A 26080-nucleotide genomic window follows, 5' to 3' on the forward strand; every position below is an offset into this window, starting at 1 on the left:
CGCGCGGACAGGCCCGAAGTCTGTTGATTGACAGAGTTATCGGCGCTGCGGGGCAGAACTTTATGCGAGGAGGTAACTATTTTTGGTTGGGGGTTTGGGCGCACCGTACGGCGTCCCTGCGGTGCAGACAATGGCGGCATATTGTTTTGCCATATGCAGGGTTCAGTACGCCGCCCCCGTATCGCCACAGGGCTTGGCGCGTACGCCCGCCAGGCGTAACATCCTGCCATCATCGGAAAGCATTTGTGAGGACGAGATGGAGAATCGACGAATCAAACGGGCGGCGTGGGTATTTGCAGGATTCTTGGCCGCCAACCTGCTGAGCGGCCTGTTGAGCTCAACGACGCAGGTCAACCTGTTGCGCAGCGCCACGGTTGCGGCGCTGTTCGCTGCCGGTTACCTGCTGGTGACCAGCCGTGTCTGGAAAAGATACGTGCTGCGCTTGAAGGATATCGATTAGTCGGGCAATGCATCATCAGGCGCTACCCGTTTTTGGGGCGCAACATGCGGCGGAGATCCCTTGCCGCATGATGAACCCGTCTCATCGCCAATCAGGCGCTTTTCGCCACGCTGTCGACCAGCGACATCTCTTCGCTGCTCAGCAGCTTTTCGATATCCACCAGAATCAGCATGCGATCGCCCAGCGACCCCAGGCCGGTCAGGTATTCGGTCGCCAGCGTCACGGCGAACTCCGGCGCCGGGCGGATCTGCTCGGTGGTCAGCGACAGCACGTCGGATACGCCGTCAACCACAATACCCACCACCCGCAGGCCAAAGTTCAGCACAATCACCACGGTGTTTTCATCGTAGGACACGTCCTGCTGGGCAAATTTCACCCGCAGATCGATAATCGGCACAATCACGCCACGCAGGTTGGTGACACCCTTGATAAAGGCCGGCGTATTGGCGATGCGCGTAACCTGATCGTATCCGCGGATCTCCTGCACCTTGAGGATATCGATGCCATATTCCTCGTTGCCCAAGGTAAAAATCAGGAACTCCTGCCCTACCGTTTCGCCAGCCAATTTGCTGACGGTTGCCAGTCCTGCCATATCATTCACCTCTACACCAATCGATTAGTTATTATCAGACGGCTGCCAAAGTCCGTTATTAGGGAGAGCGTGCCGAAGGGGTCGTAACGGCTTGTGCCGTCGACCAATTTGCTGGGAGCAAATTGGAACGACTTCCAGTCGGCCCGAAGGGTGGGACACAGGGATGTGTCCCATAATAGCCCCTCGGTGCGCTAGGCCCGGGTATCTCGAACTCAAAGACAACGCGGCCATCAACCTCATTATTATTATGCAGCCGCGTCCGTCAGACGTTGTTCGCGGTTCAGCGTTTGCAGCGCCGACACATCGACAATCAGCGCCACGCTGCCGTCGCCCAGAATGGTCGCGGCGGAAATCCCCGGCACTTTGCGATAGTTGCTTTCCAGATTCTTCACCACCACCTGATGCTGGCCGATCAACTGATCCACCAGCAGCGCATAGCGGCGGCCGGCGCTTTGCAGGATCACCACAATGCCCTGAGTGGCATCGGTTTTGGCGCCTGCCACCTCGAACACCCGGAACAGTTCCACCAGCGGCAAATATTCGCCGCGCACCTGCAACACCCGCTCGCCACCGGCCAACGGGTGCAGGTCTTCGGCCTGCGGTTGCAACGATTCCATCACCGCATTGAGCGGCAAGATAAACACTTCGTCGTTTACCTTGACCGACATACCGTCGAGGATCGCCAGCGTCAACGGCAGCAAAATGCGAATCGCCGTGCCCTTGCCTGCCTGCGAGTGGATTTCTACATGCCCACCCATTTCCTGAATATTTCGCTTCACCACGTCCATGCCGACGCCGCGGCCCGACACATCGGTCACCTGCTCTGCGGTGGAAAAACCCGGCGCAAAGATCAGCATGCCGACCTCTTCATCGCTCATGCTGTCGCTGACCGGCAGCCCCTGCGACGCCGCCTTGGCGAGAATTTTTGCCCGGTTCAGCCCGGCGCCGTCGTCGGTCACCTCAATGCAGATATTGCCGCCCTGATGCTCCGCCGACAGAACCAGATTACCCACAGCCGATTTACCGGCAGCAACGCGCGTGGCCGGGTCTTCGATGCCGTGATCCAGGCTGTTGCGCACCAAGTGCGTCAGGGGATCGATAATGCGTTCGATCAGACTCTTGTCCAACTCGGTAGAACTGCCCTGCAACTGCAGCTCCACCTGCTTGTTCAGCTTGCCGGCCAGATCGCGCACCAGACGCGGGAAGCGGCTGAACACGTACTCCATCGGCATCATGCGGATCGACATCACCGACTCTTGCAGATCGCGCGCGTTACGCTCCAGTTGGCTCATGCTGTTGAGCAGATCGCCGTGGTTGACCGGGTCCAGGCTGCCGGAACGCTGCGCCAGCATCGACTGGGTGATCACCAGTTCCCCGACCAGGTTGATCAACTGGTCAACTTTTTCCACCGCCACGCGGATGCTGGTCGACTCGCTGGCCTTGGCGCGCGGTTTCGGCGCTTCGGTAACCGCAGGCGCCGGTATGGCTACCCTCGGCTCTGTAGCCTTAACGGCTGGCTGTGTCGGCACCGGCGGCAACTCGGCCTGCGGCGGCTTGGCAAAGCTGATTTGCTCCGGCTCCAGCACGAAACACAGCACTGCGCTGATGTCATCTTCGCCGGCAGAGGTCAGCAGCGTCACTTCCAGGCTGCTTTCGGTCTGCTGCGGATTTTTCACCTCACCCAGGTTGCCCAACTCTTCCAGCATCAGCGGGATTTCATTCGGCTTCAGGCCACTGAGGCAAACCCGCATCCCGCCCTCTGTCGCCGAAGGTGCGGCGACGGCAGTTTCCGTCAACGCAAGCGCAGCGGGAGCATCCTGCTGCTGTGCGTCCAGCGCAAGCTGCCGCAACGCCTGACAGATGTATTCAAAGCTGTCGGCGTCTGGCTTTTGCGACGTTTTATAGGCGTCCAGTTGCTCCTGCATAATGTCTTTGGTTTCCAGAAACAGGTTGATAATTTCAGTGCTCAGGCTCATCTCCTGACGCCGCGCACCGTCCAGCAGGTTCTCCAGCAAATGGGTCGTTTCCTGCAGCACCGAGAAGCCGAAGGTCGCCGCACCGCCCTTGATCGAGTGCGCTGCGCGGAAAATGGCGTTCAGCGGTTCAATGTCCGGGGCCAGCGGATCCAGCTCCAGCAGGTGTTGCTCCATATCGGCCAGCAACTCATCTGCTTCATCAAAAAAGGTCTGATAAAAAGCGCTAATATCCATGCTCACGGGGTCACCTCTGCTGTGAGTCGCTGTTAGTCGGTGAAGGGACAGCCGCCGGCTGCTCCGGGGCGATAAGGGTCGCCGGTGCCGTTGCCGACGGCGCCAGAGGCTTCAGATCAACCGGCCTGGCGATGCCCATCGCGTTGCTTTCGCCATTTTCGTGTTCAATGCCCTGTTGGGTTTGCTTGTTCAGCACCAGCACGGTGATGCGGCGGTTGATAGCATCATCGGCTCCGTGCTGTTTCAGGCTCATGGTGGCGGCCATGCCCACCACCCGCAGCACCTTGCCCTCCGACAACCCGCCGGCGATCAGCTCGCGCCGCGAGGCATTGGCGCGATCGGCCGAAAGCTCCCAGTTGCTGTAGCCACGCTCACCGGTGGCGTAGGGAATATCGTCGGTATGACCGGACAGGCTGATTTTATTCGGCAGGTCATTCAGGATCGGCGCAATGGCCCGCAAGATATCGCGCATGTAGCTTTCTACCTGTGCGCTGCCGGTTTTGAACATAGGCCGGTTCTGGCTATCGATGATCTGAATGCGTAATCCTTCATCCATCATGTTGATCAGCAGATGCGGACGCAGCGCTTTCAGGCGCGGATCGGATTCAATCAGCTCATCCAGCTTTTCCCGCAGCTTGTTGAGCCGCAGTTCCTCGTCACGCTTCTCCAGCGTATCGATCTGTTTTTTCACCAACCCATCCTTCTGAGTGGGGTCATCCCCACCCCCCGGGATCGGGCTGCTTTCCGAACTGCTTTTGTCGCCGGTGGTCAGCGCCACCTTCAAGGGCGTGCGGAAATACTCGGCGATTTGCGTCAGTTCCTGGGGGCTGGCGATCGCCAGCAACCACATCACCAGGAAGAACGCCATCATGGCGGTCATAAAGTCAGCATAGGCAATCTTCCAGGAGCCACCGTGATGCCCCGCCTGATGCGATTTGCGTTTTCTGACCAGAACGACCGGGTGATTCTGTTTCATGCCTGCTCTTCTTCCGTCGCCTGCTGCGCCGGCGCCTTAACGCGGCGCACGTGTTCTTCCAGCTCAACGAAGGATGGCCGCTCGGTGGTGTACAGTGTTTTACGGCCAAATTCGACCGCAATCTGCGGCGCATAGCCGTTCAGGCTCGACAGCAGCGTGACCTTGATGCATTGCATCATTTTGACGTTTTCCGCGCTTTTCTGCCGCAGCAGGGTCGCCAGCGGCGAGATAAAACCGTAGGCCAGCAAAATGCCGAGGAAGGTACCGACCATCGCGTTGGCGATAAGCGCCCCCAACTCGGCCGCCGGGCGATCGGCCGAGGCCAGCGCATGCACCACGCCCATCACCGCCGCCACAATGCCGAAGGCCGGCAACGAGTCGCCGACCATCGCCAGGCTACCGGCCGGCACTTCGCTTTCCTGTTCGAAGGTTTCGATCTCTTCGTCCATCAGCGCTTCAATCTCAAACGCATTCATGTTGCCGCTCACCATCAGCCGTAAGTAATCGGTAATAAATTCCACCAGGGTGTTATCGGCAAGGATGCGGGGATAATTAGAAAAAATTTCACTTTCCTGCGGGTTATCGATATCGAACTCGAGGGACAACATGCCCTGTTGACGGGATTTGGCCAGCAGGCGATACAGCAACGCCATCAGATCCATGTACAGATCCTTGCTGTATTTCGAACGGCGCATCAGTTTGGGGATAGCGCGCAGGGTGGATTTTATCGCCTTACCGTTGTTGCCTACGATAAAAGCGCCGATGCCCGCACCGCCGATGATCAAGAACTCCGACGGTTGATAAAGCGCACCGAGGTGGCCCCCCACCATCATGTACCCCCCAAAAACCGCCCCCAATACCACGAGATAACCCAAAATAACTAACACACGCATTCCTTAAATTAACAATGTGGATGGAAGGTGGGATAAGCGCGCTTTTGAGCCGCAACGGCGCAGCAGTCCAGGCTGCGCCGACGGGTTCGGTATACCGAACCCTGCGTTTCACAAGTCGATTTAGGTCTGGACGAACCGGCGTTGCCGCCGGCTCAAATTGCGCGTTTAACCTGCTCGTCCGGCTGTTGAGGAATAATATCGGCCAGTTGCGGCGAAAGTTTACGTCTTTTTACTGCGCGGGAAGGGGGTTGGCATAAACTGCAAACAAAACTGTTCAAGGGTTGGTGCGCGTGGGTGATAAAAGTGCCGCCACAACAGTTGCAGGCGGAGAGCTGCAACATGCCGCTATCGACGAAACGCACCAGCGTCCAGGCGCGGGTCAGCGCCAGCAACGGCGTCTCCCCCGCCGGGTGCGGGCACTGTTCCAGATACAGACGATAGGCTTTGATCACCGCCTCGACACCGGTGCAATACCCGCTCTTCATCAGGAAACTGTAGGCGTTGTAAAACATGGATGAATGGATGTTCTGTTCCCAGGTCATAAACCAGTCGGTAGAGAACGGCAACATTCCTTTCGGCGGCGGACTGCCGCGCAATTCCTTATAGAGTTTGATCAAACGCCCGCGGCTGAGCTGAGTTTCACTTTCCAGCATCTGCAAACGCGCACCCAGCGTAATCAATTCCATCGCCAGCTGGATGTCCTTGGCTTCCTGAACAATACTTTTCTCTACCATCATCAGGCTCTTTTCTTCGTCGCACTACCGTCTTTAGCCGATAGTTCTTGCAGTAAATGGCTTGATAGCAAAATGCCCGTATGGATTTGCTGCAGATCGTCCACACGTGACTCTTTCGTCAGGCGTTCGATAGTATGGCTTTCGTTAAAACGGAAGTGACAGACCAACTGGTTAGTCTCAGCCAGTTTGACCATTTGCGGTAACGTGAGTTGAGCGAGCGCATCGGCCATGGCTTCGTCGATACCCAGACGGAACATCGCCGATGCTTTTTCATCATTAATCAGACGCTGTGCTAAAAGTAAATATGACAAATTTATGTCATAAATATGCTTAAGTAATTCAGACGTACCCATATTCCCCATCCCGACAGACTATGTTTAAAAACATACGCTGGGTGATAATTTTTATCGCCCGTGACCTGGGTTTGTTCCCGAAGTTGGCAAATGAATCCCTGAATAACGGCCGTTATAAATTTTTCAACATCTCTAAATTCGGACCATCATTCAGTATTTGATACGTGCGCAAACCAATGTGTATGGATGTACAGCATTTTGCTTCGATAGTGTGTAGTCACCATGAAACTATTTTTACAAAATTAATAAGATTATTCCTAAAGCAGCGCAACTCTACCCCCGAACCATTAGCACACACAACGTAAGTAGGCGGCAATTTTAAATACAATGTGACATAGATCACAAAAATAAAAAATAATTAAGCCAAATACCCCCTTATACGTCCATTTTTTAACCGTGTTTTTGCTTAAAAATCAGCCATAAGTAAAAAAACGTCTTAAAAACAATGCATATGAGCCAAAAAAATATCATTTTTAGATCAATTCGAACAAAAGTATTACCAAACCAAAATAACAGAACAAAAATCTGTTCATAGCCGGTAAACGCAGTATAAATAACCATTTAGTTAACAATAAACTATCAACACTCCAAAAATAACTCATGGAAACTATAAGGGAATTAAGTTTCAGATTTGACTTAAAGAACGGCTCATCGCCTGTTTTAATTTTAAGCGAAAGTGCATATTAGGTTAACAATGGGTTGCTTGGGTTATGAACAAGAAAACAGACGTAACGATATGTTTCTCGATTTGCAGAGTTAAGGCGGCGGATTTAGGCTTATGTCTCCCCGTAACGTTTTATCGGCAGAGATAATTAAAACTTTAATCATTTTTTCATTGTAAAAAATTTAAATATCTCTGGGCGATTATTTTTCGATAAAATTTACCCGTGCATTTTTACCGCCATATAAAATAAAACGTAGTTTTATTTTACTTTTTTCTCCGGGCGAGCTATTTCATTATTCGCTGCGGCCAGAGAACCAACCATATAACGTCGGTTATGTTGTCAGCGGCTGCCATAAGAGAATTGAAGACGCCCTACTGTGGGTTTCAGGTGAATGCGCTCGACCGTCGGAGAACTTCAACGCGAGGAAAACAATCCCCTCAGGAGGATGCTGCTCAGCGTTTACCGCCTCGGCTTGCCCCCGACTCGTTGCCCTTACCGGCCCGCCGCCCTCCTCCAGCGACCTGAGACTTTCCCTATTTCGCGTATTTACCGACAGGATGACATTGCCGATACCGCGTGGGCATATTATTATTCTTCACGCAAAGGCGCTGGTAGCGCAGCCGATTATTACCCTATTGCAATTTATTCATTTGAAATTGATTTTTCAGGTCGAACATCACTCTTTTGACGCCGTTCTGGGTGACCGCGTGATGTTTCTTCGTCCGGCCACTACTCTTAACAGGCTATATTTTAATCATGAATGATACCTTCGATTACCTGATGACGTTCCGCAAATGCTCCAGTCTGGACAGCGTGGAAAAAGTGTACGACAAGCTTAACTATTCCATTGATAACGATATTGAAATGAGCAATATGTACCGTGCGGCCGATCACCGTCGTGCCGAGCTGGTTGCCGGTAAATTGTTCGATTTGGGCAAGGTACCAAAAACGCTGTGGGCGCAGGTGCTTTAATTTTCTTTCATTACGCGCGAAAGCCCCTTTATCTTTTATTGCTAAATAGCGGCAATAATCTCCGATTTATTGTCGCGCGTGATACAAAACACATTTATCAAACGCACCAGGCTCTACTCTTTATCTTAAGCATGAGAAACGGGGGTGGAAGATGGGATATCAAAACGTTCTGGTTACTGTTGCCGTAGCGGCTGACAGCCACCGCCTGGTTGAAAAAGCCGTCTCCATCGTGCGCCCCTCTAATGGCAAAATCACCCTGCTGAGCACGATCGCCAACCCGGAAATGTACAATAACTTCGCCGGGCCGATGCTGGGCGATTTGCGGGCACTGATGGAAGAAGAGACGCTGCTGTTTATGGAGGAACTGCGGTTGCGGGCCGATTACCCAATAACCGATACGCTGATCGTTCATGGCGAACTGAGCGATAGCCTGAGCTACGCCCGCCAGCGCCAGCCGTTTGATCTGCTGATCTGCGGCAACCACTGCGACAGCCTGATGAACAAGATCTCCTGTTCTGCTGCGCGTTTTATCAATACCAGCCATATCGACGTGCTGATCGTCCCGCTTTGATATCCGGCGGTTTGCCGCAAAGCCGCCACTTTTGCCCTCGCCGTCTTCATGACGCACTTTCAGCTCTGTGATAGCCCTGCCGATTTAAGGGGGCAGCGCCGAAGCACATTAGGCCATTCCCCCTCACTGCGGATTGACTAGACTTAGGGTTCTGTCCGCATAAGGAGTTCCTGATGTCTCAATCTGAACAACAAAACCGCCGCATCCTGCTGGCCTCACGCCCGCACGGTGAACCCACCGCTGACAATTTCCGCCTGGAAACGGGGGCGATACCGCAACCCGCCGCCGGCCAGGTACTTTTACGCACCGTCTATCTGTCGCTTGATCCCTACATGCGCGGCCGTATGAGCGATGCGCCTTCTTACGCGCCGCCGGTAGAGATAGGCCAGGTCATGGTCGGCGGCACGGTGTCGCGCGTTGTCACGTCGCAACACCCTGATTTCAAACCCGGCGATTGGGTGCTGGGCTACGACGGCTGGCAGGATTATGCGCTGTCTGACGGCAGCGGCTTGCGTAACCTTGGCCCGCAACAGACACACCCTTCCCGCCTGCTCGGGGTCTTGGGCATGCCGGGCTTTACTGCTTATATGGGCCTGCTGGATATCGGCCGGCCGCAACCCGGTGAAACCCTGGTGGTCGCCGCAGCCAGCGGCGCCGTCGGTTCGGTCGTTGGCCAAATAGCCAAACTGAAAGGTTGTCGCGTGGTCGGCGTGGCGGGCGGCGCGGAAAAATGCCGCTATGTGGTGGAAGAACTGGGCTTCGATGCCTGTGTCGATCACCGGGCTGCCGACTTTGCCGAACAGCTGGCCGCAGCTTGCCCGCAGGGGATCGACATTTATTACGAGAACGTCGGTGGTGCGGTGTTTGATGCGGTAATGCCGCTGCTGAACGCCAAGGCGCGTATTCCGGTCTGCGGCATTATTGCCCACTATAATGCCACCGGTTTGCCCGACGGCCCGGATCGGCTGTCGATGCTGCAGGGGCTGATTTTACGTAAGCGCATCCGCATGCAGGGTTTTATTATTTTCGATGACTATGGCTCAGAGTACGGTGACTTCCTGCAGCAAATGGGCGAATGGGTCGGGCAGGGAAAAATCAAGTTCCGCGAAGATGTGGTCGACGGGCTGGAAAATGCGCCGCAGGCGTTTATCGGCCTGTTACAAGGGAAAAACTTCGGCAAACTGGTGATCCGCGTCGCCGACGAGTAACCGAAAGCCAGGGCGCAGCGGTCCGCTACGCCCTGGCATGACTTCAATCCAACAACCTCAGTGCAGCGCGCCGCCGGCGATCGTCAAGTCCTCGTCAACCGTCAACGTGGTATGCGCGATGCTGCGCACCGCGTCGATCATGGTCGCCAGCGCCATGCTCGGTTTGCCCGGATGATTGACCGCCAGCTCATGGCTATACGGAATGTGAATAAACCCGCCTTTTATCGCCAGATGATGGCTGGCAATGTGGTGGCTCAGCCCGTAAAAAAGCTGGTTGCAGTTATAGGTACCGGCAGTATGAGACACCGCCGCCGGAATACCCTGCCGGCGCAAGTTCTGCACAATCGCCTTCACCGGCAGCGTAGAGAAATAACCGACCGGCCCACCATCTACCACCGGCACGTCTATCGGCTGTTTACCGGCATTATCGGGAATGCGGGCGTCGATCAGATTGACGGCCACCCGCTCAACGGAAATCTCCCCGCGCCCGCCGGCCAACCCCAGGCAGATAACGGCAACGGGATGCAGCTCTTCGATCGCCGCAATCAGCTGTTGGTTGGACAGCCCCAGCACACAGGCAAGCTCGCGCACCACGATTTCCGCACCGGCGATATGTTCCCCTGCCAAAGCCTGCGCAACCTGCCATGACGGGTTTACGTCGTCGCCATCAAACGGCTCGATGCCGGTCACCAATACCCTCTCCATCGCTACACCTTATGCTGTGCTTAAATTCCTAGGGTATCAGCCTAAACGCGACAATATGATTATGGAAATATGTTATCCGCATATACCGGTGCGCCAGGGCCTGTGGCTATATTTTCTTCACCGATTGATAAATATCGAGATCGAAATAGCCGTCTGCTTCACAGTCGTTGAGATAGTGCTCAATGGTCTACGGGCAAGACCCCTGCATGCTAGGCACCAATTTCGGTGCGCACGTCCAGCAGTTCCGGGAAGAAGGTCAGATCCAGCGCCTTTTTCAGGAAGCTGACGCCGCTGGAGCCACCGGTACCCGATTTGAAGCCGATAATGCGCTCTACCGTCTTCATATGACGGAAACGCCACAGGTGGAAGCTTTCTTCTATATCCACCAGCTTCTCGGCCATTTCATAGGCTTCCCAATACTTTTGCGGGTGGTCGTAGATCTCTTTGAACGCCGGCAACAGATTCGGGTTGCGTTGGTATGGCTGCGTCCAGTCGCGGTCGATACATTCCTGCGGGATCGGCAGGCCGTGGCGGGACAGGTAGAGCAGGTATTCGTCGTACAGGCTTGGCGCCTCGAGGATCGCTTTCAGCGCCGCGTGTTTTTCCGCATCATTACTGAACACCGCCAGCATGGCCGCATTCTTGTTACCCAGTAAAAACTCGATGGAGCGATATTGATGGGACTGGAAGCCCGAGGAGTTGCCCAGCACGTCACGGAATTCAACATACTCTGACGGCGTCAGGGTTTCCAGCACCGCCCATTGTTCAAACAGCAGCCGCTGAATCTGTTTGACCCTGGCCAGGATCTTGAAACAGTGGCTGAGCTTGTCTTGTTGCACCAACGCCCGTGCCGCCTGCAGTTCATGCAGCATCAGCTTCATCCACAGCTCAGAGGTTTGGTGCTGCACCACGAACAGCATTTCATCATGATGCTGCGGGTTGGACAGCGGATGCTGGCAATCCAGCAACTGGTCCAGGCACAGGTAATCGCCGTAGCTCATGCGTTTGGAAAAATCGGTGACAATCGCGCTTTCTAATTCTCGTTTGTTCATCTGTACTCTCCGCGGTACCACGGCCGGAAGCGGCGTGGAACGTGCTGCAAAGAGAAAACAATAGTACAGAACCCTCACGCCCGGCGGACTATAAACGAGAGTTGCCTCGCAGATCTCGGTCATGATGAGGCCAGGGGTAATCTCGTATCGGTAAAGGTGCGGGAGGAGTATCATTCCCGGCGCGGAATACCTGGCGCGAGAATCTGAAAATATCGAAAAAATAACAAACCAGACGGGGATATTACAGTGAATTAATATCGATTAGCCTTATTCGCATTATTTAATACACCAACTTACCGCAACCGATAACATATTTACCCTTCCGTTTTATTTTCTAAAAAAACACTTGATATGATAATTGCCATGCGCTAATAATTAATCACCTTACAGAGGTCGGCATTACAATAACTCATATATTCAAAAGGAGTTGGTTATGGAAATAGTTGATGCGGTTTGGTTCGACTCTATCGCCGGCGGTCGCGGCAATAATGGTGGCGATCGTACCGATAATGGCGGAAGAAATAAGGGTGGAAGTCAATCCGGTAACAACCGTGGTTCAGGTAATTACTACGCCAACAATACCTCGGAAGACTGTATCAATGGGATGGGCGTTGGTGCGGCATTGGGCGCATTTGGTGGGTTACCCGGTATAGCCGCTGGCTTGATTGGCGGCGCAATTACCGGGAAATGTTTCCAAGACACCAGTAAAGGCGGCGGCAACGTAGGAATGGGTAAAGGCGGCAACAAGTGCGGGTCAAGCGCAGGTGGCAGTTGTTCCTGGTAAGCGTTCACACTAAAAAATGATTTCTATATTTTGTTGTCAGGTTCACTTTCGGCAAGTCTCCTGTAGATAATTAGCCTGCCCATTTTGAATTATAACAACGCAACCACCTGGGAATTCATTAATTAAAGGCGGCAGTTAACACCTGCCGTCTTATAGATTAACAAAGAGTTATAAATGGATAAAATCATCAGACCCATAATTATATTTTTCGCCATACTTTCCATCTCCCCTTTCCTTAGTGGGGCCGGAGTGTTAACACCGGGTTCCGTGTTCTCTGCACCCGCGGGCATATCCAAATTTATGATTACCCTCGCCACCGGCTATTTTTTTGTTTCTTTATCCTTAAAGCTCTATGATTTCTTGCGAAAAAGTAAATGAATATCACAGCAAACCACTACCATCAGGCAGCCATACTCAATCCCCTTTGCGAGGCTGGCTCGGACTCAGCCAACCCTAACCTTGATAATATCGCTAAATTTAGTGGTATAACCCGGTGACAGCATTTCGCGTTTCATTTGCCACGGCTTGACGATGCCTTGCCCGGCAAACCAGATGCGGCCGCGCCCTTCCCGGTTGAGCTTGTCCAGCGTCGCCATCAGTTGGCCGCTGTTGCGCCGCGGTGGGCAGTCGTCGAACAGGTCAATTTGCGCCATGGTACCGGCACTGAAATCCCCCAGTATCACGCCGCCTTTCAGGTAACGGCAGCCCTCCCGCCAGATGCTTTCCAGCGCACGCACTGCCATGGCAATAATATCGCGGCTGTCGTTGCTCGGCGTTTGCAGCCGGGCGGTGCCCAGGTTGCTGTAGTAACCCTCACCTGCGGAATGTGGGCTGGTTTTGATAAAGACCGACACGCTGCGGCAATAGCGTTCGTCTTGCCGCAGTTTTTCCGCCGCGCGCTCCGCATAGCTGCAAATCGCCTCCCGCATATGCGGGTAATGGGTCAACCGCTGGCCGAACGAACGTGAGCAGATAATCTGCTCTCTGGCCGCGGCCTCATCCTCCAGTTGCAGGCAGGATTCCCCGCGCAGCTCGCGCACCGTGCGTTCCAGCACCACGCTGAACGTTTTGCGCACCAGCCGGGTGTCGCAATCCGCCAGTTGCAATGCGTTTTCAATCCCCATCGCCCGCAGTTGCCGGGTCAGTCGGCGGCCGACGCCCCACACTTCCTCTACCGGTATCAACGCCAATAGTTTACGCTGACGGACAGGATCCGAAAGATCCACCACGCCCCGGGTACCTGGCCAACGCTTGGCGGCGTAATTGGCCAACTTGGCCAGCGTCTTGCTGGGCGCAATGCCCACGCCGACGGCCAAATGCGTCTCCTGCAAAATCCTTTGTTGCACCTGGCGGCCAAACTGCGCCAGATCGGCACAGCGGCTAACGCCATCCAACCGCAGAAAGGCTTCGTCCAGCGAATAGATTTCCACCGCCGGCGCCATCTCGTCCAGAATGCTCATCACCCGGTGGGACATATCGGCATACAGCGCGTAATTGGAAGAGAACACCGCCACGTTGCGGCGGCGCATCTCCTCCTTGATCTTGAAATACGGCGCCCCCATCGGCACGCCCAACTCCTTGGCCTCGGCGCTACGGGCGATCACGCACCCGTCGTTATTGGACAGGACTATCACCGGCCGCCCCTTTAAATCCGGCCGGAAAACCGTCTCGCAGGAGGCATAAAAGCTGTTCACGTCCATCAGAGCAAACATCGTCAGGCCACTCCATAGCAAGGGTTCGGCATGATCGCATCGGGTTTTGGGCAACAGGGTTGACGTGTCTTCATAATGCATAACTTAACTGTATATATATACAGCTAATGATAAACAAAAATTACCACCCTGCAAGCAACTTTGCCGGCAGGATGCGGTGTGAATCGCTAAGGCAATCATTTTCTGTGAAATTTGGTTGCCTGGCAGCCGTGAGCCGAAACCGCATTCCGCCCAACATAAATGCCCGGTTGGTATGCAGGCTTCGCTACAGACTCCCCCCAAACATGCGGTTCATCATAAAGGCATGCATAACGTCACGGCGTCATCATTAGCTATTCCCTTCCCCTATTTAGGAATATTTATACTTAAACTATCGATTATATTAATTAATGCCGCACTAAGGTTGCTCATCTGCACTATACCCGTGCGAAATATCATTTATCAATTCCACCAAAATTTAATTTAAACGTATCTTTAATTACAGAAAACAAAATACATCAGATTGTTAAATAACAACTTTATTATTTATTTTTTATTCTGGCACGCTTAATGCTCATTCATCTGCATCGGCAGACACAACACTTATACCTTGGGAGATTTAAATGACCCTAGTCAGCGAGTCAGTAATAGAAAAAAGTAATCAGCGGTGGATACAACTCCTTTTGGGATTGATCTGTATGGCGGCGATTTCCAGCCCACAATATGTTTGGACATTATTGACCAAATCGCTGTCGGCCAAACTGGGCGTTGATCTGCCCGCGTTGCAGGTCACCTTTTCGCTGCTCATCATATTGCAAACCTTCTTTTCGCCCTTCCAGGGCAAACTTATCGATCGCTTTGGGCCACGGATATTAATCTCCATCGGCACGCTGTTGTCGGGATTTAGCTGGATTATTTCATCCCAGGTCAGCAGCCTGACTGAGCTCTATCTGGTGTATGGCTGTCTCGGTGGGCTGGGGACCGGCATTGTGTATATCGGCGTCGTTGGGCTGATGGTCAAGTGGTTTCCGCAACAGCGCGGTTTTGCCGCCGGTGCCGTGGCTGCCGGATATGGCATGGGGGCGATTTTAACCACCTTTCCCATCAGCATTTCTCTGGGCAGCTACGGGCTGGATCAGACCATGATGGTCTTCGGCGGCCTCTTTGCCCTTGTGGGCTTTCTGGCCAGCCAAGGGTTGAAAGTACCGGTCAATGTTGACTTACAGCCGACCAGCACCAAGCTGGAGCAGAACAAACGTCAGTTCACATCAAAAGAAATGCTGCGTCAGCCCCTGTTCTGGCTGATGTTTGTCATGATGGCAATGATGTCCACCTCTGGGTTGATGGTGACGTCACAGATGGCTATTTTCGCGGAAGATTTTGGCATCAGTCAGGCGGTGGTTTTTGGCCTGGCGGCGCTGCCCCTGGCGTTAACCCTCGATCGCTTCACCAATGGGCTGACTCGCCCGCTGTTCGGTTTTATTTCCGACCGCTATGGCCGGGAAAAAACCATGTTTATCGCCTTTGCGCTCGAAGGTGTCGCAATGACGCTGTGGCTGATGTGCCGTGAGGACCCACTGTTATTCGTTTTACTTTCCGGCGTGGTGTTTTTTGGTTGGGGGGAGATATTTTCTTTGTTCCCTGCAACATTAACCGATACCTTCGGCAGCCAAAACGCCACCGCCAACTATGGCTGGCTGTACATGTCGCAAGGGATCGGCTCTATTTTTGGCGGCCCGTTGGCGGCACTGCTTTATCAGCACACGCAAGGATGGCACGTTGTTTTTGGCATGGCGATTTCCTTTGATTTTATCACCGCCGCACTGGCCCTTTGGGTGCTGAAACCCTGGCGCTCACGCTTTATGCGCCAACATAGCTGATAATATGCAGGGTGATCTGAGCTGCGGTCACCCTGCAAACGGCATACGAGCTATTTACAAGCCACAAGATTGGCCATTTGCTCTTTATCCGGCAGACCGGCGATCTGTTGAAGCACGTTGGCATGGTTCAGATAATAAATCGCCGGTGTGCCGTTGGCGCCCAGATCGTCCATCAATTTCTGGTTGTACTGGATCTGGGAAAAAATCGGTTGCGGCGTTTTTTCCAGGAGTGCCGGCTTGCTTTTACCGCCAGACAGTTCGAAATCCTGCCACACCTTCGCGGGGTTATCAGCAGACAATATCGCCGCCGCGTAACGGCCGCTGTCGGGCTGCATGACAGCGACCAACTGCGTTTTCATGGCGATTTTATTGTCGTTGATATAGGGCTGCACTTCCTGTCTGAACTTTTTACAATATGGGCAGAAAGGATCGGCAAACACGACAATCTGGCAATTTGCCTTATCGCTGCCTTCCATGATGCCTGGCGCCTTTAAGAGCGTTTGCCACATCTCCCGGCCAGCAGGAATGTAAATCTCCTCTTGTATGACTTTTTCGCTCAGGTTACTGCCGTTCTCATCGTACATATAACCTGATATGGCATGTTTTTTATCGGGGGTCAGATAAATTGTCACCCCCGTTCCCTGATATTTTCCCAACCAACCCTGAACCCCACCGGGAGCCGTGAAGGGTTTGATGATTTCAATACCTTGTTTTTCCAGCTGTTTGACCGGTGCGGGAAGCTCAGCAGGCGTTGCAGCCTGAACCTGCGTGCCGATAAGCGCAGCAGATAACGCGAGGAGGTATTTGTTCACTCTTATCTCCATATAATAGGTACTCGTTACGGGCCTTTATATCACAAACCACCGGATCTCTCGGTCATGCCAGAAATAATTGCAAAAAAGATCCCATTGGCCTTTATCATTGCCCGAGTTATGTGATGCCGAGTGCCAGTTAATACCTAAGGAGAATACATGCAAGATTTCAAAGCACTGCTTGATGCCGCATCGGGTTACAGCGAATTTGTTGCCGGCGGAACAGAAGAAGACAGCAAGGCATTGCGGCATTTTGAGGCGCTTGCCAAAGGGGCATTGCCTGACGATATCATCGGTAAGCTGTCGCGCCTGCCGGGTTCGTACAGCATTCTGGTTGCAGCCGAAATGTGGTGCCCCGACTGCCATAAAAACTTGCCCGTTATCCATGCCGTTGCCGCGTCAGCACCGGCTATTCGTTTGGGCATCGTCACGCGCGATAAGGCGGAAGCCGTCTTTAAAGCACACTTTGGTGTCGATAAAGTCAAAATTCCGTTTGCGGTGGTACTGGATGAGAACGCGATTCCGCTGGGGCAGTTTATTGAACGGCCTAAAACAGCCATCGGCAAGAATGGAGAAGTGACCGAGAGTTACAAAAACGGCGAACTTCTGGCCGATACCGCCCGTGAAGTGGCTTCAATTTTCCCTCAGGGCTGAGGATCGTCAGAAAACCCGATCAAAATAGTGAATACCTGGTGCTGGGCAGCATCGGGGACTAATAAAAAACGAGTAATATCAATAAGAGTCTTAGCCCTGCTTATTTGCAGGGCTTTTTTGAATAGACGATTTATACCCCTGGCATTGGCGTGGCTCTGAATGCATTTACAGCCTTGTCCATAACAACCTGGGCGTTACTTCCCGAATCAAGAACCGTGTTTTTAACCGATTCGTTTTCTATCAGTACGGTAGTCACGTCAAGCTCCTGCAATTGATCGGTAGCCAGCAAAGCGCCCACTTGCGTAGCGAAACAAGAACCCGTTGCTATAGCCTGCACCTCCGACGCTTCGGTAGTGGCAACAATATGATTGCCAGAAATATAATTTCCCTGCCCCGAGGCGATACGTATTATTACGGGTGTTGCACCTGGGGGCGTGACATACTGAGTACCTATCGTTTCAGAAATATGATTGGCAATCACAGAGTTATTGTCACCACTGATATAGAGAATGCCATACAAATCATCCAAGCCATTGTTGTATGCCTGCATAGGAGGCCAAGGTTCACGGTCACGTAAAAAGTGATTTGAAGAAACCAAATTTTCCGAGCAGTTTCCCTGGAGCACCACCATTCCCGGGTAAAATGAATGAAATCTATTGCTGGAGATAGCTGAGCGCACGACACCAGAAAAATGGACGCTGCTTTTACCCCGTGGGAAAATATTGTTGGCCGTAATTAATAGCCCACCAAAATTCTCAGCATAAATTGAGTAGCCTTTATAACCAGCGCCTAGTAAATTATCGGTCACTTTTGACGCCTGCCCCGAACCCCGTAGCTCTATACAGTTGCCGCATTCAGCGATGAAATTATCATGAACATCCAGCGCATCTGCATTATAAATAGTCACCCCATGCTCCAAATACACCATCCCCATACCGGTAACTCGGAATGAGTCTTGAGCACTGGCAATATAAATACCTGTTTTCCCGTTTGTGTAGCTATTTTCTGGATCATTGTTTCCTGAGCCATCATCCAAAAAATGTAAACCATCAATACAAAAGTCAGCAAACTCTACCGAGCTAATTCGGGGTGCGCCATCACGCTGAACATAAAATGCGGCTCCTGCATACTCCTCATCGCCAGCCGCCGACGATATGCCCACCTGTATTCTGCTGCCCCCCGGCCACACTTCGTGCCAGTTTGCCAGCTCACTCTCCGGAGTATTAAAACGAATGCTGGAAGAAGTGAAACCATGACCAGAACCCACAATTTTCAAATAGCTGATGTCAATAACCACCTGCGTAGTAAGATGATAGTCACCTGGCGGAATATAGATAACGGCGCCTGGCTTACCACCTTCATTCATATCAACGTTCGTTTGCCGGCTTTTAACATCCGCGATAATGCTATTAATTACCTCGCCAATATCCTCATACGGATTACCCACATGCCATTCTGTTACATCGTAGTAATTTTCACTCGCCATTAATTAAACCTCTTCTAAGATGACATTAAAGGACAGGAACGTCTTTATATTCCAGTGATTGACCCCGGCCGTTCTCCAGTTCACGCTTTGCAAGATCGACTTTGATTTTTTCGAGGAGCGCATTATTCAGCTTGAAGTAGCGCACCATAAACGCGCTGATGAAATAACTCACCATGGGCAGTAACGAGAACATCATGATAATGCCCTGAATCGTCTCCGTATTCTGTGCCGGTTTATTGGCAATATACCCGGTAAACGACAGTATCCAGGCAACGATCGCGCCGGCCACCGCCAGCCCCATTTTCAACATAAACAGGTTGCCGGCGAAGGAGATACCGGTCAGGCGTTTACCGAATTTCCAGTCGCCGTAGTCGTCAACGTCGGACATCATTGCCCACAGAATGGGGCCCGACTGGATTAAATGCAGAATATTGATGACGATAAACAGCGTTAACAGCGGGGTCAGCGATTTCGGGTCGACAAACCATAACGCAAAGGACAGGATGCCGAGAATGATGTTGATAATGCGGAACAATTTTATTTTATCGAAGCGATCGGTGAGCGGCTTGGCAATCACGCTACCCAGCATATTGCTGGCGACGCCGAGCGCCATAAAAAAGGTGATAAATCCTACCGAGGCCTGCATTACGTAGGTGGCGTAATAGATAGTGACCGCACCGCGAATAAAAGCCGGGAAGACGTTCAGGAAGGTAATCGAAATCATCAGTAGCCATTGGTCATTTTTGGCGATGTCTTTCAGATCCCGCATTAAGCTGTCGTTGGCTTTAATCGAAACGACGCGTTCCTTGATACTGGAGAAGCAGAACAGGAACATTAAGGTCGCAGCGCCGCCCATGATCATCATCGTCATCTGGAAACCGGAAGCCCGGTCGCCATTACCCAGCCAATCGGTCAGGGGCAGGATGGAAGAAGAGACGATAAGCGTCGCCAGGCCGTTCAGGAAGAAACGCCATGACAGACAACCCATGCGTTCTTTCTGGTTCAATGTAATGACGCCCGCTACCGAGCAGTAGGGAATATTGATCGCCGTATAGATCAACGACATCACCAGATAAGTTACCCATGCATAAATGATTTTTCCGTTCATGCTCAGGTCTGGTGTGGTAAACATCACAACGGCACCCAGACCAAACGGCAGCGCCATCCACAACAGCCAGGGCCGAAATTTACCCCAGCGGCTTTTGGTGCGGTCGCAAATAGCGCCCATGACCGGATCGCTAAAGGCGTCAAAAATGCGGATGACCAGAAATAATGTGCCCACAATCCCGGGATCCAAGCCATACACATCGGTATAAAACCATGTCAGGTACAGCGCCAGCACGCTCCAAATCATGCAGGATCCGGCATCCCCCATACCGTACCCCACCTTTTCTTTCAGGCTCAGCTTTTCGTAAGCGCTTTGCTTTTCTATTGCGGTAGCAGACATAAACCCACCTCTTTATTGCGCAGTCATGAATACAAAGCACGGGCCGTGTTCCAGCCATCAACGCCAGCGCTTTCATCGTTTTTTGTTAAAAGGAATCCCTGGCGCAAACAGTTGCACCTTGGCTAAACCTGAATCGAATTACAGGGTAGTGATGTGAATATTAACGCTGCTCTCTCGTATAATTAATCGTGAGACAATTTCATGCATTTCGATACTTTCCTGCCTAACTTGATTTTTCACCATTTGAAAGGCCAGGTGAGCAATTTCGCTTATCGGTTGTGCCATGCTGGTGATCTTTTTTGTTTGCGCCAATAAGGTGTTGTCGAAGCTGGCGATGGCAATATTCTGGGGTACCGCAACGCCTTTTTCTTTTAACCCATCAATAATATAACTGGCGGCGACATCGTTATAAACCAAAAGACAGGAACAGGTTTTATGCTGCTTCGTTAATTTTTCGATGATGACATCAAGTATATTTATATGGCCTGATATTTTTTCTCCCACACCTTTGGTTATCCAGAACTGGTTCTCTTTGGCTAGAGCCAGACCATGGCTGCTGATTTTTTTACTGTAGGAAGACACTTTTCGATTATCGACACCTTCCTGAGCAACAAAACCCAATGAGGTATGCCCCGTTTGCATGAAATGTTCCGCAATGCTTTCCGCGCCTTTACCTTGGTTAATTGATACGGAGTTAAAAAAACGGGAAACCTGCGTTACGACTGCCACCGGAATGTTGGTGATCGTTAACCACTCAGAGAGTTCAGCCTCCACTTCTGTCGGTACCCACAGCAGGCTGTCGATCCCCATGCCGACCAAGGTATGGATAATTTGCTTATCCTGCTGCGGTTGATTCTGATGCGTTTTAACGATAACCGACTTACCAATGTATCTGGCCTCTTCTTCAAATGTCGCCAGCAGCTCACAGAAGTGAGGGTTAACCAGATTAGGCAATACCACGCCAATCAACCCGGAACATTTGCCGCTAAGTTGGAAAGCACTCTTGCTTGGCACATAACAAAGATAATCCATCGCATCACGCACCGCCTTGCGTGTTTCCGCCACTACGCTGGGGTGGTTATTTAAAACCCGCGATACGGTGGCGGTAGAGACCCCGGCTTTTTTTGCTACGTCTTTAATGGATGCCATGATGATTAATGCGTCTCCCTTACAATGGAACTCACTATAAAGTGTGACGGGAGTTGAAAATGCAAGCCAGTTCACATGTCGTTGTGTTACATCAAACCACGGCTTGCGCTCTCAATTTTATCTATCGCGGGGTTTTGTTGAGTAAATAGAACGTTGGGCCGCCAGCAGGTTCGGAACGCTGTCCTTCTGGTTTGATACGCAGGTCGTCCAGGCCCGGGGTTTTAATTTCCCGCTCACAGCGCAGCATAAACAATAAAAGTAACCACGCCGAAGATCTCCAGCGCGTCTTCGTCACCGAAGACGATCGGCGAATAGGCCGGGTTCATCGGCAGCAGCCGCAGATCGGGGTGGCGCTGCAACTTCTTCACCGTGAACTCGCCGTCGATGGCGGCGATGACAATGTTGCCGTGCTCCGCCCGCAGTGAACTGTCGACGATCAGCAGATCGCCATCCTTGATGTTGCCTTCGACCATCGAATCGCCGCTGGCGCGCACAAAGTAAGTGGCGTTGGGGTGCCGCACCAGCAGTTTGCCGATATCCAGCCGGGCCTCCACATAATCCTGCGCCGGAGAAGGGAAACCGCAAGCCACGGGATCGGCAAACAGCGGCAGTGCCGGCGTGGTTTTATTGTCTTCGGCAGGGGAAATAAACATCATAATGAACGACCTTACATAACTGTGTTTTTATACAGTATCGCATGAGATTTATAGCGTTCAAGTTGTTTCCCTGAGGGGCCCGGGAACCGATTGATGCCGTGGGAAATTTAGCTGTTCTGGCTAGCCGACAGCTTATCTGCATTTTCACCCTCAGCTATAAGCAAACACCTTTACGGCAAGAACATGCTATAGCTATAATGACATGATTTTTCACATAAAAATGGTCATTTTATTCTCAATTGGCTTATCATTTCGGCCGGTCTGCTGACCGATGAGCAGACCTTCGCACTGATATGATCGCTCTGTGTTCATCGTCTAAACTACAAGTCTTTATCTTTTTCATTGAGGTGTAACCCCAGCCTGAATGGCCTGCGGCGCAGAGCAGCCTGATTATCCCCCGCCATGTCTTCATTTTGACATCCGGATCGGGTTAATTAGGGGGGTAGCATGAGCGCATTTGCCGGCCGAAGAACGGGCGGACTGCGTGGGATTCCCTTGGGTACATGCCCGGTTTCAGGGCGTAATTGCAGAGGCAAGCTATGGAACATGTCGTTTATGTCGTCGATGATGACCATTCGGTCAGGCAATCTATTGTCAGGCTGTTAAACTCTGCCGGCTACAATGCCGTTGATTTTGACTGCGCAGAGGCCTTTCTTACACATGCCTTTCCCGCCATACCCGGCTGTATCATTCTGGATATGCGCATGCCGAGCGGAGATGGTTTCGCGGTAACCGATGCGCTGAAAGCAAGCGGCCGGGAAATGCCGGTGATCTTCCTTACCGGCTACGGCACCATCCCGCTGTCGGTGCAGGCGATGAAAGCCGGTGCACATGAGTTTTTGACCAAACCCGTCGCTTCCGACGATCTGCTCAAGGCGGTTCAGGAAGCCCTCAATCTGGCCGCGGAAAATTCAGATCAGTTGCGCGAGCATTACGAACTGAAACAGCGGCACCTCACGCTGACGCCGCGCGAACAAGAAGTGCTGGAGCTGACGATTAAAGGCTTGATGAATAAACAGATTGCCGCAGAGCTGGGCGTCAGTGAAATTACGGTCAAGGTACATCGTCGCCGGGTGATGGATAAAATGCAGGTGCGTTCTCTCGCGGATTTGGTGCGTAATGCCGAGCGGTTAAATCTCAGTAAATCCAAAGTATCCTGACAAATCGGCTCATGTGCAGGCATACAGGGAACCCCGCACATGAGCCATTTTGCTTAACGAGCTTGCAAGAACGCCAGCAGATCGTCGTTTAACCGGTCCTGATGCGTTACGGCAAAGCCGTGAGGCGCATTGTCATACACCTTCAGTTCAGCGCCAGGGATCGTTTCGGCGGCCACTTTACCGGTGACATCAATAGGAACGATTTGATCGTTGCTGCCGTGGATCACCAGCGTAGGCACATCAATCTTCAGCATATCGTCACGGAAGTCGGTTTCCGAGAACGCGGTCACGCACTCGATGGTCCCCTTCAGCGATGCCAGCAAAGCAATGTTCAGGGTCTGGGTCAATACGCCTTCAGAGATCGTCTGGCCGGCATTGATGCCGTAAAAGGGCACGTTGAAATCGCTGATGAACTGGGCGCGATCTTTACGCAACCCACTGCGGATCCCTTCGAAAACGGACAAGTCCACGCCTTGCGGATGCGTTGCGCTTTTGCCAAACATCGGCGTAACCGCGCCTAACAGCACCAGGCCAGCCACACGCGCGCTGCCGTAGCGGCCGATGTAGCGAGCTACGTCGCCACCGCCCATGGAAAAGCCCACCAGCGTGACGTCCTGCAGATCAAGCTGCGTGATCAGTTCATTGATGTCCGACGCGAAAGTGTCGTAGTCATAACCGGTCCAGGGCTGATCTGAACGGCCAAAACCGCGACGGTCGAACGCAATGGCACGATAGCCGCGTTCAGCCAGAAAGTTTAGCTGGCTGTCCCACATATCCGCGTCCAATGGCCAGCCGTGGCTGAACAGCACCGGCTTCCCCTTTCCCCAGTCTTTGTAGTAAATCTGCGTACCGTCGTTCGTTTTAATCGTGCTCATAACAGACCTCTTGGCAGTGGGTTTAATAAACTCAGAGACTGACGGACCCGGTTAAACCGGCGCCACCAGGTAACGGATCAGCGGCAGTGTTTCGCCCTGATGAAAGGCACAAATACGGTTTTGTATTTTCTGGTCATTGACGGTGTAACGCTCCTGCTGGCGCAGGTACTCCATCCAGGAACCGACCACAAACGTCTCGACAAAAACGCCGGGCTGAAGAATGTCCTCATACACAGACCAGTTGATGGCGCCGCCGCGCCGCCTGACGCGTCGCATATCCTGCATGCATACCGTGAAGGCGCGCGCATCCTCTGCCGTAACCAAATATTCATAGCTCACCATCACCGGCCCACGGTCATGGCGCACATCCAGCTCAGGCGTGGCTCCCTGCTCCGTACTGATGTCCAGATTCAGGTCGGGATCCTGGTCCAAACGCCAGCGGTAAACCGTGGTACTGGCCAACACCATGCCCAACGCGGCCACGCACAGCGAAACGGGAATGCCGAAATGCGAGGCCAACTGCCCCCAAATGGCGCTGCCGGCGGTCATGGAGCCGAAGAAGACGGTCAGATACACCGCCAACGCGCGTGCTTTCACCCATTTCGCCGCGCTGCGCTGTGCGCCGAGGTTCAGCGTAGACAGCACCGCTATCCAGGAAAAGCCGGTGAAAAATTCAAACGCGTTGAGCAGCCAGACGTTACGGACAAACGCCAGCGCCAGCATCGTGACGGCAAACAGCAGGCTTGCCAGCACCATCAGCCGATCCGGGTTGAAGGACTTACGCAAGCGAGGCAGCAACACGGCACCGAAAATCGCCCCTACGCCGATAAAGGCCAGCATGATCCCGTAACCGCCCGGGCCAAGCCCAAGTTCACGCCGCGCTACCAGCGGCAGCAAAGCCCAGCCCGCACTGCCGAACGTGAAAAAAGCTACCGTACGAACCAGCACATTGCGTAAAACCGGTGCGGCATGCACATAGCGAAACCCGGCGCGCACGGCGGAGAAAAAGTGCTCGGGCGGCAGGCGCTGAACGCTCGGTTCCGCCTTCCAGCGGTAGAGCACCCAGGCCACGCCCAGCACCGAGATGGCGTTGAGCAAAAACACCATCCAGGGGCCGGCGAAGGAAAGAATCAGCCCGCCCAACGCCGGGCCGATGGCGCGGCTGATGTTGATGCCCAATGAATTGAGCGCAATGGCCGGCCCCATCTCATTTTTGCTGACCAAATCAGGCACGATGGCCTGGAACGGCGGCGAGCTCATGGCCGCGCCGGCGCTCAGCAGGAAGGCCGCAACCAACAACACCCCGGGGGTGACGTGGCCCGTCACCGACAAGAGGGTCAGCCCGGCCGCGGCGATAAACACCCAGACCTGCGAAAACAGCAGGTATTTACGGCGATCGACAATATCCGCCATCACCCCGGAAGGCAGCGCAAACAGAAACATCGGCAAGCTGCTGGCCACCTGGACCATGGCGACGGACAACGGATCGGCACTGAGCGTCAGCATGGTCCAGTTCACCCCGATATCGTTCATCCATGAACCGATATTGGAAACGACGGTGGCTATCCACAGCATGCGGAACACGCGTTGGCGCAGCGGTTGCCACGGCGATGCGTTCGCCGCCGGCACCTCTTTCAGCGCTTCAGCTGTGATGCTGTGAATATCATTAATCTGCGTCATAACGCCTCTCCAGCGGCCTGTCTGCACCGATACGCCATTTACCCGGCCCGGTTATCGCCAGCGTGGTAAAGATGATCAGCAGCAGCCAGCCGAACTGCCCTTCGGCGATGGACCAGCCAGGGTGCACGAACAGCATCGCCACCAGCAGCACGCCGATAATGGGCAGACAGGCGATACGCGTACCGAACCCCAGAATAATGAACACCGGGCAGACCACTTCAGCCAAAATGGCGGGCAACAGGCTCATGTAAGGCCCGAAACCAAAAGGATCTTCGATGCGTGTCAGTTCTTCGCTGAAATTAAACACCTTCGGCAAACCGTGCACATGCAATAAGAGCAGGCTGCCGGTCAGGCGCAGGAAGAACAGCCCCAGATCGATCCGGGGCGCGATGAAAAATGCAGATGACGTTTTCAT

Annotated in this window: 25 protein-coding genes and 1 pseudogene; 8 read left to right on the forward strand and 18 right to left on the reverse strand. The window is 53.0% G+C overall.

Going from position 1 to position 26080, the window contains the following annotated elements:
• Positions 1-256: 256 nt before the first annotated feature.
• Positions 257-460, forward strand: coding sequence for a hypothetical protein (locus tag ACTJJ1_RS09250; protein WP_041417002.1), 204 nt, complete (start codon positions 257-259; stop codon positions 458-460).
• A 91-nt stretch (positions 461-551) separates the two neighbouring features.
• Here ACTJJ1_RS09250 and cheW read toward each other — a convergent pair whose 3' ends face one another.
• The 6 genes from cheW to flhD all read right to left on the reverse strand — a co-directional run bounded on the left by cheW (position 552) and on the right by flhD (position 6218).
• Positions 552-1052 (reverse strand): chemotaxis protein CheW, encoded by a 501-nt coding sequence (gene cheW / locus ACTJJ1_RS09255; protein WP_004946138.1) that lies wholly within the window; start codon positions 1050-1052, stop codon positions 552-554.
• Between the two features lie 245 nt (positions 1053-1297).
• Positions 1298-3268 carry a chemotaxis protein CheA gene (cheA, locus tag ACTJJ1_RS09260; RefSeq protein WP_440833257.1) on the reverse strand — a complete coding sequence of 657 codons (1971 nt, stop codon included), beginning with the start codon at positions 3266-3268 and terminating at the stop codon, positions 1298-1300.
• A gap of 4 nt (positions 3269-3272) precedes the next feature.
• On the reverse strand, positions 3273-4238 hold the full coding sequence (gene motB / locus ACTJJ1_RS09265; protein ID WP_409442734.1) for a flagellar motor protein MotB: 966 nt from the start codon (positions 4236-4238) through the stop codon (positions 3273-3275).
• Positions 4235-5125 carry a flagellar motor stator protein MotA gene (gene motA, locus ACTJJ1_RS09270; RefSeq protein WP_006326150.1) on the reverse strand — a complete coding sequence of 297 codons (891 nt, stop codon included), beginning with the start codon at positions 5123-5125 and terminating at the stop codon, positions 4235-4237. The genes motB and motA overlap by 4 nt, the downstream gene beginning before the upstream one ends.
• A 158-nt stretch (positions 5126-5283) precedes the next feature.
• Positions 5284-5868 carry a flagellar transcriptional regulator FlhC gene (gene flhC, locus ACTJJ1_RS09275; protein WP_004946150.1) on the reverse strand — a complete coding sequence of 195 codons (585 nt, stop codon included), beginning with the start codon at positions 5866-5868 and terminating at the stop codon, positions 5284-5286.
• Positions 5868-6218, reverse strand: a complete 351-nt coding sequence (gene flhD / locus ACTJJ1_RS09280; protein WP_004946152.1) for a flagellar transcriptional regulator FlhD — start codon at positions 6216-6218, stop codon at positions 5868-5870. The genes flhC and flhD overlap by 1 nt, the downstream gene beginning before the upstream one ends.
• A gap of 1421 nt (positions 6219-7639) precedes the next feature.
• On the opposite strand from flhD, the gene ydgT reads away from it, so the two are divergent.
• The 3 genes from ydgT to ACTJJ1_RS09295 all read left to right on the forward strand — a co-directional run bounded on the left by ydgT (position 7640) and on the right by ACTJJ1_RS09295 (position 9634).
• Complete coding sequence (gene ydgT / locus ACTJJ1_RS09285) at positions 7640-7855, forward strand: transcription modulator YdgT (RefSeq protein ID WP_004946155.1); 216 nt, start codon at positions 7640-7642, stop codon at positions 7853-7855.
• A gap of 151 nt (positions 7856-8006) precedes the next feature.
• Positions 8007-8426 (forward strand): universal stress protein UspC, encoded by a 420-nt coding sequence (gene uspC / locus ACTJJ1_RS09290; protein WP_004946159.1) that lies wholly within the window; start codon positions 8007-8009, stop codon positions 8424-8426.
• A gap of 173 nt (positions 8427-8599) precedes the next feature.
• Positions 8600-9634, forward strand: a complete 1035-nt coding sequence (locus ACTJJ1_RS09295; protein WP_004946161.1) for an NADP-dependent oxidoreductase — start codon at positions 8600-8602, stop codon at positions 9632-9634.
• 57 nt (positions 9635-9691) lie between these two features.
• Here ACTJJ1_RS09295 and pcp read toward each other — a convergent pair whose 3' ends face one another.
• The 3 genes and pseudogenes from pcp to kynA form a co-directional block, all read right to left on the reverse strand.
• Complete coding sequence (gene pcp, locus ACTJJ1_RS09300) at positions 9692-10339, reverse strand: pyroglutamyl-peptidase I (protein WP_440833262.1); 648 nt, start codon at positions 10337-10339, stop codon at positions 9692-9694.
• A 106-nt stretch (positions 10340-10445) separates the two neighbouring features.
• Positions 10446-10520: pseudogene (locus ACTJJ1_RS09305) on the reverse strand (DNA gyrase inhibitor SbmC); the annotation flags it as partial.
• 28 nt (positions 10521-10548) lie between these two features.
• Entirely contained in the window at positions 10549-11391 is an 843-nt protein-coding gene (kynA, locus tag ACTJJ1_RS09310; protein ID WP_006326156.1) for a tryptophan 2,3-dioxygenase, read from the reverse strand.
• 433 nt (positions 11392-11824) lie between these two features.
• On the opposite strand from kynA, the gene ACTJJ1_RS09315 reads away from it, so the two are divergent.
• Positions 11825-12175: a hypothetical protein gene (locus ACTJJ1_RS09315; RefSeq protein WP_006326157.1), complete on the forward strand. Its 351-nt coding sequence runs from the start codon at positions 11825-11827 to the stop codon at positions 12173-12175.
• A 443-nt stretch (positions 12176-12618) separates the two neighbouring features.
• Here the strand turns inward: ACTJJ1_RS09315 and umuC are convergent, their stop codons facing one another.
• Positions 12619-13887, reverse strand: a complete 1269-nt coding sequence (gene umuC / locus ACTJJ1_RS09320; RefSeq protein WP_004946171.1) for a translesion error-prone DNA polymerase V subunit UmuC — start codon at positions 13885-13887, stop codon at positions 12619-12621.
• A 602-nt stretch (positions 13888-14489) separates the two neighbouring features.
• Here umuC and oxlT point away from each other — a divergent pair.
• The gene (gene oxlT / locus ACTJJ1_RS09325) at positions 14490-15746 is read left to right on the forward strand and encodes an oxalate/formate MFS antiporter (protein ID WP_440833265.1); all 1257 of its coding nucleotides are present in this window, start codon (positions 14490-14492) and stop codon (positions 15744-15746) included.
• A gap of 50 nt (positions 15747-15796) precedes the next feature.
• Here the strand turns inward: oxlT and dsbG are convergent, their stop codons facing one another.
• Positions 15797-16558 (reverse strand): thiol:disulfide interchange protein DsbG, encoded by a 762-nt coding sequence (gene dsbG / locus ACTJJ1_RS09330; protein WP_440833267.1) that lies wholly within the window; start codon positions 16556-16558, stop codon positions 15797-15799.
• Positions 16559-16717: 159 nt separating this feature from the next.
• On the opposite strand from dsbG, the gene ACTJJ1_RS09335 reads away from it, so the two are divergent.
• Positions 16718-17212, forward strand: coding sequence for a thioredoxin family protein (locus tag ACTJJ1_RS09335; RefSeq protein ID WP_004946178.1), 495 nt, complete (start codon positions 16718-16720; stop codon positions 17210-17212).
• A 130-nt stretch (positions 17213-17342) separates the two neighbouring features.
• Here the strand turns inward: ACTJJ1_RS09335 and ACTJJ1_RS09340 are convergent, their stop codons facing one another.
• The 4 genes from ACTJJ1_RS09340 to umuD form a co-directional block, all read right to left on the reverse strand.
• Positions 17343-18698, reverse strand: a complete 1356-nt coding sequence (locus ACTJJ1_RS09340) for a NosD domain-containing protein (protein ID WP_440833269.1) — start codon at positions 18696-18698, stop codon at positions 17343-17345.
• Positions 18699-18723: 25 nt separating this feature from the next.
• Entirely contained in the window at positions 18724-20145 is a 1422-nt protein-coding gene (locus ACTJJ1_RS09345) for a glycoside-pentoside-hexuronide (GPH):cation symporter (RefSeq protein WP_004946181.1), read from the reverse strand.
• Positions 20146-20283: 138 nt separating this feature from the next.
• Positions 20284-21294, reverse strand: coding sequence for a LacI family DNA-binding transcriptional regulator (locus ACTJJ1_RS09350; RefSeq protein ID WP_208904156.1), 1011 nt, complete (start codon positions 21292-21294; stop codon positions 20284-20286).
• A gap of 233 nt (positions 21295-21527) precedes the next feature.
• A complete protein-coding gene (gene umuD / locus ACTJJ1_RS09355; protein ID WP_440833272.1) occupies positions 21528-21950 on the reverse strand; it encodes a translesion error-prone DNA polymerase V autoproteolytic subunit in 423 nt (140 codons plus the stop codon).
• 539 nt (positions 21951-22489) lie between these two features.
• On the opposite strand from umuD, the gene ACTJJ1_RS09360 reads away from it, so the two are divergent.
• Entirely contained in the window at positions 22490-23110 is a 621-nt protein-coding gene (locus tag ACTJJ1_RS09360; protein WP_440833274.1) for a response regulator transcription factor, read from the forward strand.
• A gap of 53 nt (positions 23111-23163) precedes the next feature.
• Here ACTJJ1_RS09360 and ACTJJ1_RS09365 read toward each other — a convergent pair whose 3' ends face one another.
• From ACTJJ1_RS09365 to ACTJJ1_RS09375, 3 genes are read right to left on the reverse strand one after another with little or no spacing between them, the layout of a single operon-like run.
• Positions 23164-23985 (reverse strand): alpha/beta fold hydrolase, encoded by an 822-nt coding sequence (locus ACTJJ1_RS09365; RefSeq protein WP_004946186.1) that lies wholly within the window; start codon positions 23983-23985, stop codon positions 23164-23166.
• A 51-nt stretch (positions 23986-24036) separates the two neighbouring features.
• Entirely contained in the window at positions 24037-25665 is a 1629-nt protein-coding gene (locus ACTJJ1_RS09370) for an MFS transporter (protein WP_440833276.1), read from the reverse strand.
• The gene (locus tag ACTJJ1_RS09375; RefSeq protein ID WP_006326169.1) at positions 25652-26080 is read right to left on the reverse strand and encodes a DoxX family protein; all 429 of its coding nucleotides are present in this window, start codon (positions 26078-26080) and stop codon (positions 25652-25654) included. Before ACTJJ1_RS09375 ends, ACTJJ1_RS09370 begins: the two co-directional genes overlap by 14 nt.

It is taken from the genome of Serratia sp. 22264 (assembly GCF_052045345.1).
Classification (GTDB): domain Bacteria; phylum Pseudomonadota; class Gammaproteobacteria; order Enterobacterales; family Enterobacteriaceae; genus Serratia; species Serratia plymuthica.

Coding starts and splice junctions, on each gene's coding strand:
- ACTJJ1_RS09250 (WP_041417002.1), top strand. CDS start 257: ATGGAGAATCGACGAATCAAACGGGCGGCGTGGGTATTTGCAGGATTC.
- cheW (WP_004946138.1), bottom strand. CDS start 1,052: ATGGCAGGACTGGCAACCGTCAGCAAATTGGCTGGCGAAACGGTAGGG.
- motB (WP_409442734.1), bottom strand. CDS start 4,238: ATGAAACAGAATCACCCGGTCGTTCTGGTCAGAAAACGCAAATCGCAT.
- flhC (WP_004946150.1), bottom strand. CDS start 5,868: ATGATGGTAGAGAAAAGTATTGTTCAGGAAGCCAAGGACATCCAGCTG.
- flhD (WP_004946152.1), bottom strand. CDS start 6,218: ATGGGTACGTCTGAATTACTTAAGCATATTTATGACATAAATTTGTCA.
- ydgT (WP_004946155.1), top strand. CDS start 7,640: ATGAATGATACCTTCGATTACCTGATGACGTTCCGCAAATGCTCCAGT.
- uspC (WP_004946159.1), top strand. CDS start 8,007: ATGGGATATCAAAACGTTCTGGTTACTGTTGCCGTAGCGGCTGACAGC.
- ACTJJ1_RS09295 (WP_004946161.1), top strand. CDS start 8,600: ATGTCTCAATCTGAACAACAAAACCGCCGCATCCTGCTGGCCTCACGC.
- pcp (WP_440833262.1), bottom strand. CDS start 10,339: ATGGAGAGGGTATTGGTGACCGGCATCGAGCCGTTTGATGGCGACGAC.
- kynA (WP_006326156.1), bottom strand. CDS start 11,391: ATGAACAAACGAGAATTAGAAAGCGCGATTGTCACCGATTTTTCCAAA.
- ACTJJ1_RS09315 (WP_006326157.1), top strand. CDS start 11,825: ATGGAAATAGTTGATGCGGTTTGGTTCGACTCTATCGCCGGCGGTCGC.
- umuC (WP_004946171.1), bottom strand. CDS start 13,887: ATGTTTGCTCTGATGGACGTGAACAGCTTTTATGCCTCCTGCGAGACG.
- oxlT (WP_440833265.1), top strand. CDS start 14,490: ATGACCCTAGTCAGCGAGTCAGTAATAGAAAAAAGTAATCAGCGGTGG.
- ACTJJ1_RS09335 (WP_004946178.1), top strand. CDS start 16,718: ATGCAAGATTTCAAAGCACTGCTTGATGCCGCATCGGGTTACAGCGAA.
- ACTJJ1_RS09340 (WP_440833269.1), bottom strand. CDS start 18,698: ATGGCGAGTGAAAATTACTACGATGTAACAGAATGGCATGTGGGTAAT.
- ACTJJ1_RS09345 (WP_004946181.1), bottom strand. CDS start 20,145: ATGTCTGCTACCGCAATAGAAAAGCAAAGCGCTTACGAAAAGCTGAGC.
- ACTJJ1_RS09350 (WP_208904156.1), bottom strand. CDS start 21,294: ATGGCATCCATTAAAGACGTAGCAAAAAAAGCCGGGGTCTCTACCGCC.
- umuD (WP_440833272.1), bottom strand. CDS start 21,950: ATGATGTTTATTTCCCCTGCCGAAGACAATAAAACCACGCCGGCACTG.
- ACTJJ1_RS09360 (WP_440833274.1), top strand. CDS start 22,490: ATGGAACATGTCGTTTATGTCGTCGATGATGACCATTCGGTCAGGCAA.
- ACTJJ1_RS09365 (WP_004946186.1), bottom strand. CDS start 23,985: ATGAGCACGATTAAAACGAACGACGGTACGCAGATTTACTACAAAGAC.
- ACTJJ1_RS09370 (WP_440833276.1), bottom strand. CDS start 25,665: ATGACGCAGATTAATGATATTCACAGCATCACAGCTGAAGCGCTGAAA.
- ACTJJ1_RS09375 (WP_006326169.1), bottom strand. CDS start 26,080: ATGAAAACGTCATCTGCATTTTTCATCGCGCCCCGGATCGATCTGGGG.